Annotated in this window: 17 protein-coding genes and 2 pseudogenes; 15 read left to right on the forward strand and 4 right to left on the reverse strand. The window is 32.1% G+C overall.

All coding sequences use genetic code 11. The features are described from left to right. Positions 1 to 33 precede the first annotated feature (33 nt). Together AC0L5U_RS01350 and AC0L5U_RS01355 are read left to right on the forward strand one after the other, a co-directional pair. The gene (locus AC0L5U_RS01350; protein WP_473414291.1) at positions 34 to 765 is read left to right on the forward strand and encodes a DUF6577 family protein; all 732 of its coding nucleotides are present in this window, start codon (positions 34 to 36) and stop codon (positions 763 to 765) included. A 21-nt stretch (positions 766 to 786) separates the two neighbouring features. After that, positions 787 to 1,833, forward strand: coding sequence for a nucleotidyl transferase AbiEii/AbiGii toxin family protein (locus AC0L5U_RS01355; protein WP_473414293.1), 1,047 nt, complete (start codon positions 787 to 789; stop codon positions 1,831 to 1,833). Between the two features lie 42 nt (positions 1,834 to 1,875). Here the strand turns inward: AC0L5U_RS01355 and AC0L5U_RS01360 are convergent, their stop codons facing one another. Genes AC0L5U_RS01360 through AC0L5U_RS01370 form a run of 3 tightly spaced genes read right to left on the reverse strand, consistent with a single transcriptional unit; the run spans position 1,876 to position 3,668 of the window. Then, the gene (locus AC0L5U_RS01360) at positions 1,876 to 2,664 is read right to left on the reverse strand and encodes an ImmA/IrrE family metallo-endopeptidase (RefSeq protein ID WP_473414298.1); all 789 of its coding nucleotides are present in this window, start codon (positions 2,662 to 2,664) and stop codon (positions 1,876 to 1,878) included. After that, the gene (locus AC0L5U_RS01365; protein WP_473414300.1) at positions 2,651 to 2,995 is read right to left on the reverse strand and encodes a hypothetical protein; all 345 of its coding nucleotides are present in this window, start codon (positions 2,993 to 2,995) and stop codon (positions 2,651 to 2,653) included. The genes AC0L5U_RS01360 and AC0L5U_RS01365 overlap by 14 nt, the downstream gene beginning before the upstream one ends. Next, on the reverse strand, positions 2,982 to 3,668 hold the full coding sequence (locus AC0L5U_RS01370) for an RNA polymerase sigma factor (protein WP_473414301.1): 687 nt from the start codon (positions 3,666 to 3,668) through the stop codon (positions 2,982 to 2,984). The genes AC0L5U_RS01365 and AC0L5U_RS01370 overlap by 14 nt, the downstream gene beginning before the upstream one ends. A 144-nt stretch (positions 3,669 to 3,812) precedes the next feature. Here AC0L5U_RS01370 and AC0L5U_RS01375 point away from each other — a divergent pair, with 144 nt between their 5' ends. The 5 genes from AC0L5U_RS01375 (at position 3,813) to AC0L5U_RS01395 (ending at position 8,321) form a co-directional block, all read left to right on the forward strand. Then, complete coding sequence (locus tag AC0L5U_RS01375; RefSeq protein ID WP_473414302.1) at positions 3,813 to 3,938, forward strand: hypothetical protein; 126 nt, start codon at positions 3,813 to 3,815, stop codon at positions 3,936 to 3,938. Between the two features lie 54 nt (positions 3,939 to 3,992). Next, positions 3,993 to 4,148 (forward strand): hypothetical protein, encoded by a 156-nt coding sequence (locus AC0L5U_RS01380; RefSeq protein WP_473414303.1) that lies wholly within the window; start codon positions 3,993 to 3,995, stop codon positions 4,146 to 4,148. 133 nt (positions 4,149 to 4,281) lie between these two features. Next, complete coding sequence (locus AC0L5U_RS01385; RefSeq protein ID WP_473414305.1) at positions 4,282 to 5,421, forward strand: hypothetical protein; 1,140 nt, start codon at positions 4,282 to 4,284, stop codon at positions 5,419 to 5,421. Between the two features lie 2 nt (positions 5,422 to 5,423). Further along, positions 5,424 to 7,607 carry a ThiF family adenylyltransferase gene (locus AC0L5U_RS01390; RefSeq protein WP_473414307.1) on the forward strand — a complete coding sequence of 728 codons (2,184 nt, stop codon included), beginning with the start codon at positions 5,424 to 5,426 and terminating at the stop codon, positions 7,605 to 7,607. Between the two features lie 18 nt (positions 7,608 to 7,625). After that, positions 7,626 to 8,321, forward strand: coding sequence for a hypothetical protein (locus AC0L5U_RS01395; RefSeq protein ID WP_473414308.1), 696 nt, complete (start codon positions 7,626 to 7,628; stop codon positions 8,319 to 8,321). A 111-nt stretch (positions 8,322 to 8,432) separates the two neighbouring features. On the opposite strand, the gene AC0L5U_RS01400 is transcribed toward AC0L5U_RS01395, so the two are convergent. Then, positions 8,433 to 9,068 carry an N-acetylmuramoyl-L-alanine amidase family protein gene (locus AC0L5U_RS01400; protein ID WP_473414310.1) on the reverse strand — a complete coding sequence of 212 codons (636 nt, stop codon included), beginning with the start codon at positions 9,066 to 9,068 and terminating at the stop codon, positions 8,433 to 8,435. A gap of 187 nt (positions 9,069 to 9,255) precedes the next feature. Here AC0L5U_RS01400 and AC0L5U_RS01405 point away from each other — a divergent pair, with 187 nt between their 5' ends. From AC0L5U_RS01405 to AC0L5U_RS01440, 8 genes and pseudogenes are all read left to right on the forward strand, one after another. Next, positions 9,256 to 9,543 (forward strand): hypothetical protein, encoded by a 288-nt coding sequence (locus AC0L5U_RS01405; RefSeq protein WP_473414311.1) that lies wholly within the window; start codon positions 9,256 to 9,258, stop codon positions 9,541 to 9,543. 39 nt (positions 9,544 to 9,582) lie between these two features. Continuing rightward, positions 9,583 to 9,870: a hypothetical protein gene (locus tag AC0L5U_RS01410; protein ID WP_473414313.1), complete on the forward strand. Its 288-nt coding sequence runs from the start codon at positions 9,583 to 9,585 to the stop codon at positions 9,868 to 9,870. Next, positions 9,857 to 12,256 carry a TraG family conjugative transposon ATPase gene (locus tag AC0L5U_RS01415; protein WP_473414314.1) on the forward strand — a complete coding sequence of 800 codons (2,400 nt, stop codon included), beginning with the start codon at positions 9,857 to 9,859 and terminating at the stop codon, positions 12,254 to 12,256. Before AC0L5U_RS01410 ends, AC0L5U_RS01415 begins: the two co-directional genes overlap by 14 nt. A gap of 10 nt (positions 12,257 to 12,266) precedes the next feature. Continuing rightward, a complete protein-coding gene (locus AC0L5U_RS01420) occupies positions 12,267 to 12,848 on the forward strand; it encodes a conjugal transfer protein (protein WP_473414315.1) in 582 nt (193 codons plus the stop codon). After that, a pseudogene (locus tag AC0L5U_RS01425) lies at positions 12,848 to 13,687 on the forward strand (hypothetical protein). The gene AC0L5U_RS01420 and the pseudogene AC0L5U_RS01425 overlap by 1 nt, the downstream one beginning before the upstream one ends. A gap of 21 nt (positions 13,688 to 13,708) precedes the next feature. After that, positions 13,709 to 14,326 carry a conjugal transfer protein TraK gene (locus AC0L5U_RS01430; RefSeq protein ID WP_473414316.1) on the forward strand — a complete coding sequence of 206 codons (618 nt, stop codon included), beginning with the start codon at positions 13,709 to 13,711 and terminating at the stop codon, positions 14,324 to 14,326. A 23-nt stretch (positions 14,327 to 14,349) separates the two neighbouring features. After that, on the forward strand, positions 14,350 to 15,285 hold the full coding sequence (gene traM / locus AC0L5U_RS01435; RefSeq protein WP_473414318.1) for a conjugative transposon protein TraM: 936 nt from the start codon (positions 14,350 to 14,352) through the stop codon (positions 15,283 to 15,285). A gap of 17 nt (positions 15,286 to 15,302) precedes the next feature. Beyond that, a pseudogene (locus tag AC0L5U_RS01440) lies at positions 15,303 to 16,102 on the forward strand (DUF4138 domain-containing protein). Positions 16,103 to 16,109 lie beyond the last annotated feature (7 nt).

A 16,109-nucleotide genomic window follows, 5' to 3' on the forward strand; every position in this document is an offset into this window, starting at 1 on the left:
ATTTGCCAAAGTTTAATAAAACAGACCCATACCTTGTTTAACGCTTTAGAGAGTAAAATACAATCATATTTTAATGAACAATCAACCATTTCAAAAGATAAGTTGGTTAAATGTATTGTATTAGATTTTCCCGAACTAAAACAAAGTACTATTAACGTTTATTTATCACGATTAAAAAAGGAAGGAGTTATTAAAAATCCGGCAAGAGGTATATATGCTCTAAAAGAGAAAAAATCATATACTCCAATTATAGATAACAATTTAAAGCGTTTATACAATAAAGTTAAAAAAGACTACCCATTTACAGATTTTTGTATTTGGGATACGAAATGGTTAAATGAATTTATGAGGCATCAACCATTTAAATTCTATACTATTTTAGAATTAGATAAAGATGTTACAGAATCTGTGTTTCATGCTTTAAAAGAACAAGGAAAGCAAGTATATATTGAGCCTGATGCAGAAACATTCAATTTGTATATTAGCAATAGTGAAGATGTCATTATTTTAAAGCATTTAATATCTGAGGCACCACTTCAAGAAATTGACAAAATAACGGTGCCTACCCTAGAGAAATTATTGGTAGATATGACTATTGATACTAAATTATACGCAGCACAACAAGGAGAAATTAAATCTATTTATCTCAATATGTTTGAGAAATATGAAGTAAATAAAAATAAAATGAAGCGTTATGCATATAGGCGTAATAGAGAAAACGAAGTTGAAAATTTAACCAATTTAACTTTGGCAAAATTTGAATAATTTGCCAAAATTTAATTAATAATGATAGAGCCAACAACATACCATCCAGATTGGATTTATGAAGTCAAAAAAAATTTAGGAAAAAAGAAATTTGATCCTAAATTGATAGAAAAAGTCATATATGCATTGGCCTTTCTAGAACAATTAAAGTTGAACGGATTAGAGTTTATTTTTAAAGGAGGCACAGCATTATTATTAGCAACCAAAGAACCAAAACGGTTTTCAATTGATATAGATATTATCACAGAACAAACACAAAGTGAGATAGAAACAATTCTAGAAAAAATAAGTAAAAACTCTGTGTTTACAAATTGGGAAGATGACAACAATAGAAAACACACACCAGATGCACCAATAGGGCATTTTAAAATGTACTATACAAGTAATGTAGATGGAAGTATTGAACCAATACTATTAGATATATTATATACACCAAATCCATATCCGGAGCTAATGGAAATTCCAATAGCACACGATTGGATTCAAACAACAGGAGAAATTACAACTGTACAGATGCCAACATTTGATGCTATTTTAGGAGACAAGTTAACCGCTTTTGCACCAAAAACAACAGGAATATTATATAGCAAAAATAGACCTGTAGAAATAATAAAGCAGTTGTTTGATGTGGCCTTTTTAATGGATAATATTTCTGATTTAAATGTAGTAAGAAACAGCTACAACAAAGTAGTTGCAGAGGAAATTAAATTCAGAAAGTTAGAAGTGTCTGCTATTCAAGTATTGGAAGACACCCAAGAAGCTTGCTACGTATTGTCAACTAGAGATGTCAAATCAGAAGAGTTTAAGCATTTGCAATTAGGTATTAGTAATTTTGTGAATTTTACTATTTCAAGATTCAATATAGAAGAGGCTATTACAGCATCAGCTAAAGTGGCTTATTTAGCAGAGGTGTTAAAAAGTAAAACACTAACCAAGTTAGAAAAATTTAATAATCCACTACAAGTTAAAGATTGGCTGATTGAGAACCCTGAATTCAATAAGTTGAATAAATTGAAAAAGAGTAATCCGGAAGCTTTCTTTTATTGGTATAAGACAATTAACTTTTAATATTGTTGCATTCGTTAAATCGGTGGCTGTGGACACAGGCAACTATTCTTCCCAAATAATGCTCAGAGCCTTATCCCTGTATGTAATGCAATGTTCAAAAAACTTTCTTTGGGTATCATCTTCCATGACATATTTAAAAATATCAACGGCCCAAATCTCTTCTTTTTTAAATAGGTCATCTGTAACATTTTTAAAATACTCGCCCATAACTGTATTTGGTGCTACCCTATTTTCATATAACAAATATTTATAAGGAAAATGTTCGCTACAATACTTCCAACCAACTTGTCCGCTTACGCCATAGACAATCATAATATCATGATTTCCTATATCAGCAAACCTGAATGCGCACGCAGTTCTACTAACACCATATTCATCTTTTAAAAAATCTATTAACTCAATACTGAAGGTTTTACGATAAAAATCTTTTGAGAATCTTTCCTCTGGCATCAACAAGCAGGACGCAAAAAAATCGGCCTCTCTTTCAATTTGGTTAAACTGCTTCTGGTTGGTTCTAGATGGGTGTGGCTCTAAAAGCCCTTTTTTCAATCCAATTCTATGAGAATCTATATAGTAATGCCCGAGCTCATGTGCCAATGTGAACCTTCCTCTTGCAGAATCAGGTCTGTTCCCTAAGTCAGTATTTATATGAATGTAAAACTTTCCCTTATCATACAGAGTCATTCCGTCAAAAGTGCTCTTGCCATAACCGTCGTAGTACACCGACAAATCTTCATCATCTAATATTTTGTCAAGAGGTGTTATTTTTTCTTGATATTCTAAAGCGATACTTTCTGCTAATTGCTTTATGCTTTTTTTATTCCGAATCACTAGAATCTTGATTGTGTTTTCTTAGCATTTTATCTATAATATGTTGGGGTAAATCTTTTTTACCTTTTCTGGCAACCATTCTTAGGCTTTCAATTTCCTCAACTACATCCTCTTCGAACATTGTAATGACTTTTGGCTCTCTATGAAATGTATTATTGATTATAGCAATTGGGTCGATTGGTTTATCATCCAATTTATAGTCATAATCTTCATACAGCTTATTGAACCTATCTAATTCAAGTTCATTGCTAGGAAAGAGAACTCCTGTCGAACCTAACCAACTGTCCAACTGATCTACTTCAATTAGTTCTATTTTTTTAGGCTTGGCCATTCATAATGTCTAAATAGTTAGTAACGTGTCTATGTGCATCTCCGTAATAGGTGTTCACAGATTTTTGAGTTAGAGAAAGTTTTTCCCTGAGCAATTTCGTAATCGTTCTCGGTACTTTTTTTCCTTCCTTTTGATAGGCTCTGTAGGTAAAGTATATAATTCGATGTTTTTCTGATAATTGCGTAAGTGCTCGTTCAATTGTTTTAAGTTTCGCAACAACTACCCTTTTTGCCTCAGCATCGTCTGGCACATCAAACTTAGACAACAATTCATCTGAATTTGTAACCAGACTTAAATCTTCTTCTTCAGTAGGCTCTGCACAAGTGTTTTTTTCGCCATATTTAATTATCTGGGTGTATAAAATTCGATACATCCAAATAAGTATGCCTTTGTCAAAATCTTTAGCCTTGGACTTTTCTATATCAAAAGTGGGATATTTCCATACCCTCGCAAAAGTGCAATGTGCTATTTCTAAAGCTACCACTTCGTTATATCCATACTTATTGCAATAAATTTCGGACTTACGTTTCAAATCTTTCTCAAATCTATAACAGAACTGCACAAAGGCATCTTCTGCCTCTTTGGGAAATTCATCCTTGAAAGAAATGTAGTCCAGCAGATCAACGCTAGGTAGTTTTTCAAAATCTATGTCTTGATTAGTGCTTGTATTCATTTATATACCAAAACGGATATATCTATAATGGTATATGAGTGGACAGCACCCATAAAACCTCTGTTTAAACAATAAAATGCTAGTAAGTAATTAATAGGGAGGGTCAAATATAATGAAAAGTAAATTCAACATAAAAATAAAATTATGGCAAAAGATTCATCTGGTAAAAAATTCAACAGAATTCCAGAACACAAAAAGAGAGTAAATGGAAAAACAATTACTGTTAAAGAACATATTAGAAGTAACAGAAAAGATAGTATGGGAAAGTAACGAGCGGAACTCCACAGCTCTAAATGGAGAATGTTTAACCTTAAAACTTATTATATGAATAGTATTAATTTCTCTAAAGGGAAACTTAGTTTATGCCACAAGAATAATTGTGTAAATGTTAAAGGTGATGTAGCTAAAGCGATTGTCTTTGGTATTGCAACTCTTGTTGTTATAAGTGGCATTGCTTCTATGTTAGAGCAATCTTATTAGAGGCTTTATTATGGTAGTCTTTTCAAGAAAGGACTACCATAATTAAAATTGAAAAAACAGCCAATTTGTCATCATTGATATTTTTACCAAATTGGCGCAGAATTTGTAAATAAAATGTTAAAAAAATAAAAATATGGGAAAGAACAAAGTAAAATATTATCCTGTTGGTAACGGTGACACCTCACTTTTCAAGACCAGCAATACAAATATTATAACAGATTGCAATATACGAGAGGTTAAAGATGGCATTTATGATGTAAAAAAGAACCTTATAGAAGAACTGGACACAAGAGATGACAAGCCCTACACGGATTTATTCATCTTGACACACCACGACAATGACCATTGCTTAAATTTCAAAAAACACTTTCATACTGGAAAAATCAGTTCCTATGATGATAACGATGAAAAAATAATCATTGACGAATTGTGGGTCAACGAGTATATACTTGGCGACAACAATATATCTGATGATTCAGATGCTGGTGTAATAAGAAAAGAGGTAAGACGAAGAAGAAATCTATACAAAAACAATGACAGCTCTAAAGACGAGCGTGGAAACAGGTTAGTCCTTATTGGGTATGATGACAACAACGAGTTTACCAATGTCCCACAACATATACCAGGAAGCACAGTAACTCAAATTAACAACACTACTCTAAAGAATTTTGAGTTTTTTATACACGCACCTTTTAAAGCTGACGTAATTGACTGCAATGCAAAAGAGGACAGAAATATGTCCAGTATTGTTTATCAAGCACGGTTCTACAAAAGCAATGGAAATGATTTTTCGTGTAGAATATTACACGGTGGTGATGCAGACCACTATCGCTGGGCAACGATTAAAGAAAAATCAGAAAAAAATGACAACAAAGATGCTTTGGAGTGGGATATTTTCCAAACACCACATCATTGCTCTTGGACATTTTTCAACGACACACCTTATAAGGACGATGAAAAGGGTATTGACAATTCTGAACCAAAACAAACCTCGATTGACATTTTAAACTATAGTCTCATAGGGGCAAAGGTTGTGGCTACTTCTAAGAAAGTTGTAAATGATAAAGACAATCCGCCTCACTACCCTGCAAAAACAGAATACACCAACGTTGTAGGTAGCATCAATTTTAAAAACACACAAAAATTTTATGATGATTTTAAAAAACCCATTGTTTTTGAAATAGATGATTATGGCGCAACACTAATTAAGGCTACAGCAGCTGCAATAAGTTCTGGTCTAAGTAAACCGTCAAGGGCAGGAAGAGCAGGATAAGTATGAAGCAAGATTACACAAATCCATCAACCGAAAAAGTAAAGATTGAAGAGCTTAAAAATGAGAAATCAAAACAAATAGCATCTTCAATCGATGTTTTTGGCGGAACTATAACACTTTTTGAGGTATCACTAGGCAGCGATAATGATGAGTTTTTATTTCTGAAGTTTCTACTTGACATTCCTAATAACCCAATAAATGATATTAGGCAGGAAGAAACGATAGTTATAATAACAGCTGGAAACACTCAAGAATTGCCCAAGGTTTTTGCATTAAGGGATGATTTCCCGGTTGGATTACCTCATACAAACATAACTAAAGACGAAAGACCTGTAAGTCTTTGCATATTTGAAGTTAATTTTGAAGAGCTAAAACACCAATGGTCTGGCTCTTATTTTCTACAATCTATTAAAAACTGGTTAGAACTTACCGCAAGAGATGAGCTACACCAGGAAGACCAACCTTTAGAGCCTTTTGTCATTGGAAGTAATGGGATTATAGTTAACCCAAACAATAATTACATCAAACAATTGCCAAGTGGTTTTTACAAAACCACAAACAGTTCTCTTGGTACGCCAATCCATAGGTTGTTTATTGCTACACCGCCTTTGGATAATGGTGTTGTACACCAAAGAGTCGATAACCTATATACCTTGAGCGAATTGTTTAAATCAAAAGATATTGACTTACTTAAACTTTTAAAACCAAAAATCATTGAATTAGTCAATGGTGGGTTATCGCATAAAATCAATGGGGATTTTTGGAAAGGAATAGTTTTTTTAATTGTGGAAATTCCCGTTTTAAGGGATACCAAGAATTCTGAGCCAACTTTAGCCGGATTTAAAATTAATGCTACGATTAGTGAGTTGTCAACCATTTTTGGTAGAACAGTTGTTAATCTTAATAGTGTATTCGAAATAGAACAAAACCTAAGTGAAAGCAAACTTTCATCAATTAGTATTGAAATTTTAAGCCCACACTTGAGCTTAAACAAAACATTGGCTAAAAATTATAGCGGAATCGATAAAAAGTGGTCAGAATCCAAGTTCTCGCTTATTGGCCTTGGTGCTTTAGGCTCTCAGTTTTTTATGAATCTTGCTCGAAGTGGTTTTGGTCAATGGAATCTCATAGATAAAGATGTTTTACTTCCACACAATTTTATAAGACACGCTTCAACAGATATTGAAAACCAAATTACAGTAAACAAGGCAGAAGCCATTTCAAAACAAGCGAATAGCCTTTTAAATGACTGTAATTTTTCAAAACCCTTTGCACAAAATATTTATGATGTCGAGAAATCTACACTTCTTAAATCAGATGTTATCCTCGATATGTCAACATCTATCGGTGTAGAAAGATACTTGGCAAACGAAATAAAGACGGTAAGAAAGTTTTCTTCGTTCCTAAACCCTATGGGCAACGATTTAGTTATGCTTACAGAAGATAGCGAAAGTTATTATCCTTTAGATTTGTTGGAAATCCAATATTATAAAGAGTTACTGGCAGATACCAATACCAGCTTGTCCCAACATTTGGTCTTTGAGCAAGATAAAAAAATTAGATATGCACGTGGTTGTAGAGATATTACCTCAAAAATCCCTCAAGAGAACCTTGCTATTTTTTCAGGTATCGCATCCAAAGCATTCAAGAAAAACTTAAATAATGATAATGCCTCAATTGATATTTGGAAAATGGACAAGTCCAGTTCTATTAATCACTATACTTTTTTGATAGATGATTGGTTTGAATACAAAACTAACGGCTGGACGATATTTTTCAACGAGAGCACTCTAAAAAAAATATCAAAATTCAGAATTGACAAATTGCCTAATGAAACAGGTGGTATTTTAATAGGGGCTATAGATAATTTCTACAAGAAAGTTTATGTGACCAATACTATTCTAGCACCAGAAGATAGTATTGAAAAACCAACTTTATTTATACGAGGCATAAAAGGTGTAAGTGAAAAGCTTGAAATTATAGGCAATACGACCAATGATAACCTCAAATATTTAGGTGAATGGCATAGTCATCCTAAAAACTATGGATTGGCAATGAGCGGTGACGATAAAGTCCAATTTAGTGAACTTATGAATGAAGCCAAGCTTAATGGACAACCAGCAATAATGTCTATTTTCGGTGATAACGAAAAACATAAAACATACTTTGGTAATTATGAAATATAAAATTAAAGCACATTAAAGATGATGAAACCAACAGAATATTATATTAAAGCAAGACTATTTCCTACGATAATTTGTGCAGTTCCATTATGGACATTATACTATTTTGGCTTCAGCGAAAAAATTATTGATTTCATAGAATTCCTCAAAGGGTATAAATGGGTTAGCGATATAACAATCTCTATTGCCATAATTTACTTTATGACCCAAATTAACAGGTTCATCGCAAAAGAGATTTTTCAAAATATTTTCTTTAAAGAAGAAAAGAATATGCCAACAACCAATTTCCTGCTTTATTCAAGCACATTCTTTGCGCAAAGCACAAAAAAACGTATCCGTGAAAAAATCAAAGAAGGATTTGGAATAGAGCTTCTTAATGCGTGTCAAGAAAAGGAAGATGAATTAGAAGCAAGAAAAACCATTGAGGATGCAGTAGCACAAGTTAGAAATGTGACAAGGGACAATCGTCTTTTGTTACAACACAACATAGAATATGGTTTTACTAGAAATCTAATTGGTGGCTGTGTTATTGCAGTTTTGATTACCTTGTTCAATCTTTATTTCTTCAATAATATAGCCACAAATGCACAGGCTGTAAACATCAGTATTATAGTCGGTATTCTATATCTAATACCTATACTTCTAAGTAAATATTTGGTAAATCGATATGGAAAAAACTATGCGAAAGTTTTGTTTGAGCAATTTTTAAAAGCTTAAGTATGAAGAAAAGCCTTTAATTATTTTTTCCTTTGACCCATAAAATGATTTCTTGAATAATTGTTGCTAAAAGCTTTCCAATATTTTGGATAATTTTATTGAAAAAGACTGTCATAACCCAGTATTTAAATAGTTAGTAATTCCTAATAAAATGGCCAATGCCATACCCTTAATATTTTTAATCTTTGATAAATATTCAGATTCATCAGCATTGGTTATAAACCCTATCTCCACAAGTATAGAAGACGAATACTCTGTGTTTTCACGTAACACTTGAAAATTGGCAAACTTAACACCACGTTTTTTAAAACCCAGTTTTTGAGTACTCTCATTCAATACAGTTAAGCCAAGTGCAATTGACTCTTTAGTATTTTGATTATCCGAATCATGTACATAAACTTCCATACCTTTTGAATGAGTTTGAGAAGCATTACAATGCAGGGACACAAAAACATCTACATTCAGGCTTTTAGTTAATTTACTTCTATCAGAAAGCAAAATCAACGTGTCTTTATATCTGGTTAAATAAATATCAAATTCATTACTGAAGAGACTTTTATTTAACTTCAAAATCTCTTTTGAGATATTCAAAACCACATCCTTTTCTAGAATACCATTTATACCAACAGCGCCAGAATCTTTTCCGCCATGTCCAGGATCAATTACAATGATTGTTTTCTGTCCAAAAAAAGACACATTTTCAGTATCAAAATCACAAAACTGACGTTTTTTGAGCGTTTTTTCCAATTCATTTTTAGCGTTGCGTTAATTTTTTACTTCTAAATACATAAGATTTATAGTCTTTTAATTTCAATTAAAATCAAAATAAAACAAATAAAATTATTTTATAAAATATTGATAATCAATTAATTATATTCAAATATAATGTATTTTTCATATATCAAAAATGAAGTAAAACTTAAACCTTTTTAGTATGAAAAAATCACTTTATCTAACCGCTTTATTATTCACTATTTCAAATGCCATTTTTGCACAAATTGGAGGTATTGAAGATTCTGTAAATGATGTTTCTGATACCATCAGAAGTATTTTCCCAATTATTTTAGGAGTTATATTCCTTATTGGATTCCTCTTTAATGCTGGTCATTTCTTTGGAGAAAATGCCGATTTAAAAAAAGGAATCACACGTGTATTGGTATTTGTCCTTATAGCTGGTGCAGTTGTAGGCATCTTTACTTATCTCATAAGCATCGTAGTCTAGGCCGTTAAATGGCATTTGGTAATTAAATGATAGAGACCAATGAAGAAGTTTGAGGTTTATAAAAACATAAGAAAGCGAGCAGTAATTATGGGCTTGCCTATATCAATGTTCGCACTTATGATGACTTGCGTTATCGGTTCGTTATTATTCATCATTTTTTCTTTTAGTTTATCGGTTATTATGGCTGTGTTTATAATCAATGCTTCACTATACATAGGCTTAACAAACTTCACTAAAAACCCTGGGCTATTACATTTTAAAAAGGTATTTCCACAAACTATAAGTAACAAAAAAGAAACTCAGTTAGATTATTATGAAGAAGATTAACCTATCTGCTTACCATCCTATTGTAGATATACAAGACCATATTGTATTTGCCAATAATGGCAATGTGGTACTGTGTTTTAAAGTGGATTTCCCTGAAGTCTATAGTTTATCAGAAAAGGATTTTGAAGACATGCATGGATCTTGGTTTCAAGCATTCAAATCATTACCTGTTAGTACCATTATCCACAAGCAAGATATTTATAAAAAAGCATCCTATGATGCCAAAAATATTCCTAATTCAAGTTTTTTAGAAAAGGCAACAAATGATTATTTCAAAGGGAGGGAATACATAAAACATGCCTCTTATTTGTTCTTTGTATTACCAATTAATAAAGCTTTGAATGCTTCAAAGTTTACTAATCCATTTCGTAAAGTTGAAAAAAGCATTCATAAAAAATTAGACCATAATGTAAAGGAGTTCATTACTTCAGTTAACGATGCTGTTTCATTCGTAAATAATAGTAGAAAAGTTAAGTTAACTCCACTAAATGAGAATCAAATTGTAAGCATCACTAACAACTATTTCAATGGTTTTAATGAAGGTTTTGATACAGATATACAACTCAAAAAATCAAATATAGAAATAGGAGAAAACTATTTTGATGTGTTGGCTGTAAATAGCGAACTATGTTTTGGAGATGTGGTACAGAGTAGTAAGACTAATGATAAGTTTACTTCAGATGATTTTGTATTCCATCAAGGTTTTATTGATGGATTGGGCTTGAATCTCAATGAAAATCATATTGTCAATCAAATTATCTATTTAGATGATAAACACAAATGGCGAAAATTATTAGATAAGAAAATTGAAGAACTCAATAAGAGTTCAAATTTCGGAACCCAAAATAAAGTCATCTTAAAAAAGATTGAGGACATAGTTGCTAAGATTAATCAGGATGATTCGTCCCGGATTATTCGAGGTCATTTAAATATTGTTTTTTGGTCCAAGGAAGAAAAGGAATTAAGTAGGATAGCATCTAAAATTAAAACTGAATTTAAAGAGCTGGATATTGTGCCTTATTATCCAAAAGGCGAAGAGCGAAAGCATTATTTCTTGAATTCGTATTGTTGTTTTACATCCAATTTCTCAAATGAAGATTTGTACGTTACCGATTTAAAACATGCATTGTGTTTGTATATCAATAACACAAATTACAAATCGGATGTAACAGGAATTATTTTTAATGACAGGCAACATAACATACCTGTATTAAAAGATGTTTGGGATGAACGCAAAAAACGAATCAAAGCTAGAAACTTTGCCATTTTTGCTCCAACAGGCGAAGGGAAATCCTTTTTGGCCAACAATATACTCCGTCAGTATTTTGAACAGCAAGTAAGGCTGGTTATTATTGATTTGGGAGGTTCATATTCTAAGTTTGCTAAGCTCTATCCTGACGATCATATCATTTTACGTTATGAGCAAGGAAAAAACCTAGGCATCAACCCGTTCTATATTTCTTCTCTTGAAGATTTAACTCCTGAACACTTAGAAAGTTTAGGTGTATTTATTCTGGAACTTATGGCATCAGGAAAACAAGCGACAAAAGCTGAAGAAGTAGCTGTTAAGAAGGTACTTCATTACTATTATAATTCCATAGCATCAAATCATTCCTTGGCATCTTTATATCAGTTTGTAGATGATAAGAAAGAAACGCTTATTCAAGAACTCAAAATTCAAGAAGATTATTTCAGCATTTATAACTTTTTGCATATTCTTTCTGAATATGTAGACGATGGATTGTACAGTTTTCTTTTTAATGTGAGTGAAGATCAAACCTATAAGATTGAAGACAAGCGATTGATTGTTTTTGAATTGGATGAAGTCAAGGATAACAAGGAAATCCTTTCCGTAATGTTGAAGCTTATTAAATCTGCAATTCAACGAACCATCTGGAAAAACAAAGCCGAAAAAGGCATCATTCTTTTTGATGAGTTTGCCAAACAACTCAAATTTGAGAATGTGTTGGAAAGTGTAGAGTTCTATTACCAAGCCATTAGAAAACAAAATGGAGCCATTGGAATTATTTTACAATCCATCAATCAACTGCCCAATAATTCCACATCGGCAAGTATTCTAGAAAACACTCAGATCATTTACAGCTTAAATAATGAGAAAGGTTATGAAGAACTTCAAAAGCGATTAAATCTGTCGAGCCATGATTTAAATCAATTGAAATCCATTCGAAACAACCTTACTGGCGAAAGAAAATATACAGAAATGTTTATCAAAATCGGTAAGGAAAGTAACATTTTCAGATTGGAAGTTCCTAAAGAAGTATTTGCTGCATATCTCACAGATGGTAAAGAGAGTGAAGATATTATGAAACTCTTTGAAGAACACCAAAACATGGAAAAAGCTATCAAAATATTTATTAATTCTTAAAACAACAATTATGAAAAACACAATTAAAACAGTAATCATCGCACTTACATTTACCATTTTATTGCCTGCACGTGCTACGTGCCAGGGTATGCCAGTTTATGACAATACCAATTTTATAAGCTTCACAAAATCCTTAATAGAATCGGCAAAACAGACGTCACAATTATTAAAAACGGTTCAATTCTTAAAAACCCAAAAAGATAATATAGAGAAGGTTAATAACGCTATAAAACAGCTTAAGGCAGTAAGGGAATTGGCCAAAAACAATAAACGTCTTTTTGATTTAGTACAAGATGATTTAAGAGAGATTTTGAATTCGCCTTATATAAAGCCACATGAAGTGAATCGAATATCTGATTCTTTCAATGAGATTGTTGAAAATTCATTGGAGGGATTAGAGTTTATAGATAAGATACTTTCTAGTAACAATCTAAAAATGACAGATGCAGAACGAGCAGAAGTTCTGAAGGCAAAAGAAAGAGAGTCTAAAGAGATGGTTGCGGAAATTGAAGCCAAGACAAAGCGTTACCGAGAGATTATTGCTTTTAGAGAAATACAAGATAAAATCAATAACAGGGAAACTAATTATTAATGGCAGGCTTCTTTTTGAGCATAGGATTGGAATATGTTGATGCCGTTTTTACGACTATCAAGAATAGCGATTTTTCACAGTACACAATTACTGGAATGAAAACGCTAGCCATTCTATTCTTTCTAATAAATATCCTAAAAAATACAATGAAGGTGTCGCTAATAATGAAGGTTATACTTGGGGGTTAACGCCTTCCGAATTGGCTAAAAACTTTGCAGTAGTCATTTTGGTAATTTTTTCAACTCAAGTTTTAAGTGTTTTTGATACGCTATTAGTAGCTATTGAAACTCAATATAGAGATACGGCTCCAGCGCTCCTCCCGTTACAAATGCAAGATATAGATTTGGAACAGGATGTGGGTGCCTTAGAAGCCGCCAAAAAAGCATTCGCCTTACTGTATGAAGCTTTAGTAACCCCTTTATATGGGTTAAAACTTATCGCTTTTATAGTGGGTATATTCTTGTGGCTTTTGGATTTATTTATCTATCCATTGTTTTTGGCAGAACGTTATTTTTTACTAGGTATTATGCAAGCTTTTTTCCCTTTAGTAATCAGTTTAGCGGTATTTGAAAAATTTAGAGCATTAGCCTATAATTTCTTTAAACTTTATGCAGGAGTTTATATGCTAGTTCCTGCCTTTTTCTTGGTCAATGTCTTTGTTAATAATCTTTATACCGAAATCAATACCAATTTTTGGTCAGACCTATTTGGAACCAATTGGGGGAGCAATTTTTGCGCCATTGTTACAATTTGGTTCTATAGGATTTATTGTGTTGCTCAAATTCAAACTGTATCGTCGTGCTACTTCTTTTGTGTTTAAACTATTTAGTGGCGGATAGCCTCAACTTAAAAATCAATAAATGAAAACACCTTATAAAAATATTTACAACGTATTGAAGCTAAACCGTTTCATCGTATTAGCAGTAATAATAGGAGCAGTACTTACTTGTATTGTTTCAGTAGCCTTGGTAGTTAAGCTTCATAAGGAAACAGTCAATAGTGCTTTTGTCGTTAATACCGATGGAAACGTCATTCCTTTGAAATTAGTTTCGCAACAAGAAAACTTAGAAGTAGAAACTTTGGCGCATTTAGAACTTTTCCATTCATACTTCTACAATATTGACGCAAGTAATTATGAAAAGAATTTGAAAAAAGCACTATGGTTGGGCAATAGTTCGGTAGATGCTTTGTATAGACAGAAAAAAGCAGACGGTGTTTATAATCGTTTACTGCAATATTCATTGGTTCAGAAAGTAATAAGTATTGAATCTAAAATTAATATCCAGAATGAACCTTATGGTTTTGAAACGACAACAGTTTTTGAAATTAATCGAGGTTCGATAATCGATACTTATGAATTAGTAACAACCGGAAACTTAATTCATGTGGATAGAAACTTTCCAAATAATACCCATGGGCTTTTGATTACCAATTTTTTTGAAAATAAATTAAAACGTATAGAAAATGAAAGCCAATAAAGGGCATTTAAAAACAAAACAAAATGAAGATAGAAAAAAATAAAATTGTTTTCGCTTCAGTACTGGTTTGTGTCATCCTTTTTATAGGAGCATATACCGTATTGGTGCTTGGAGATGATGAAGAACCAACTATTGAAAACAATCAAATCCCCCTTCCAGAATTAGAGAAAGGTCAAAAGGAATACAACTCTAAATTAGAGGCATTGGATGATTTGAAAGAAATTCGAGAAACCAATGCACCTAGTATTTATGACGAACGTCTATTGGATTCTACTGGAATTTATGATCCTGATTTATTGGATAAGGAAAAGATGCGTATAGTGGATAGCATTTATAATGAAGGAAGAATTAGTTATTCAGATAGAAGCTTTAGGTCCTCAGATATAAAAATTCAACCTAAAACAGTCAAAAGGGATTCAATACCTGAAAAAAGTATAAAAGAAAATCAAATTGAACCCAAGGAATTGGCTTTGGAGCATCAATTATTTTTTGCTTCAAATCCATTAGAAAATAACGAATTAAATTCTAAAAATACGGATAGCTTAATCTACGCTAGAGTAGATGGGGTACAAACTGTACTCGCTAATTATCGTTTACAGATGCGGTTGATTAAATCAGCGAAAATTGACAATTATATTTTACCTAAAAACACGCCTGTTTATGGTTTTATCAGTTTTAAACCCAATAGAACTCTTATAAAAATTGAAAATATTAATCATCAACCAGTTAAACTAAAAGCCTTTGATTTTCAAGATGGGAGTGAAGGCATTTATATAGAGAATAGTTTTCGAGCTGAAGCAAGTCGAGAAGTAATAGGAGATGTTGTAGATGATATTAATATAGCTGGAGTACCTCAAGTTAATGGTGTAAAAAAGATATTCCAACGTAATAACCGAAACGTTAAGGTAACAATCACAGATAATTACAAACTTATATTAAAACTCGATAATCGGCAATAATCTAAAAACACATGAAAATGAAAGCGTATATCATCATAACAGTTATGATTTTCTCAAACTATATAACAGCGCAAAAACAGTTAGATACTATTTATGCCAACGAAAGCAAAAATGTAGCGTTATTTTTTCCTGAAGTCATTTGTCAAGGAGTTACAGGGGCAAATAATTTTGTGTTCACTTACAACAGAGAAAAGGAACAGTACTTTGGATTATTACAGGCAACTCCAGGAACGGAAAGCAATCTGTTAGCTGTAACTAAAAGTGGTCAGGTTTATTCCTATATTTTAAAGTATAAGAATCCGTTGCCCAAGCTTAATTATTTTATCGGTGAAAGAGAAAGTATTGGAAGGGAGCAGTCTAAAAAAATATTGCAAAAACCAATTCTTAAGGTAAAGAATACAGATAAAAGTAGAGTTAGATACTTTCAGAAGTTTAGTGAATATCTATTAAAATCAAAATATCAACCAATTGCAACCAAACGCAAAAGTGGTATCAAACTGCAATTACAAAAAATGTTTTACCATGCTTCAGAAGTTTATATGGCTCTTGAAATTAAGAATAACTCAGACATTGATTTTGAGATTGATTACCTAAAAATATATCGAGCAAGCGGAAATAGAAAGAGAAAAGCTTCTTTCCAGAGATTAGAGCAAGATATTCTTTTTAAATATAAGAAGCCTGATTGTATTAAGACAGGGAGAAAAAGCGATTCGTTTATGTGTTGCCGAAGTTTGTTCTTGGACAGAATGAAAAATTGATGTTAGAACTGAAAGAATTGAAAGGAAATAGAAGTTTGATTTTAGAAACCAATTATTAAAATCTTA

Source organism: Jejuia sp. G7-7 (assembly GCF_055808955.1).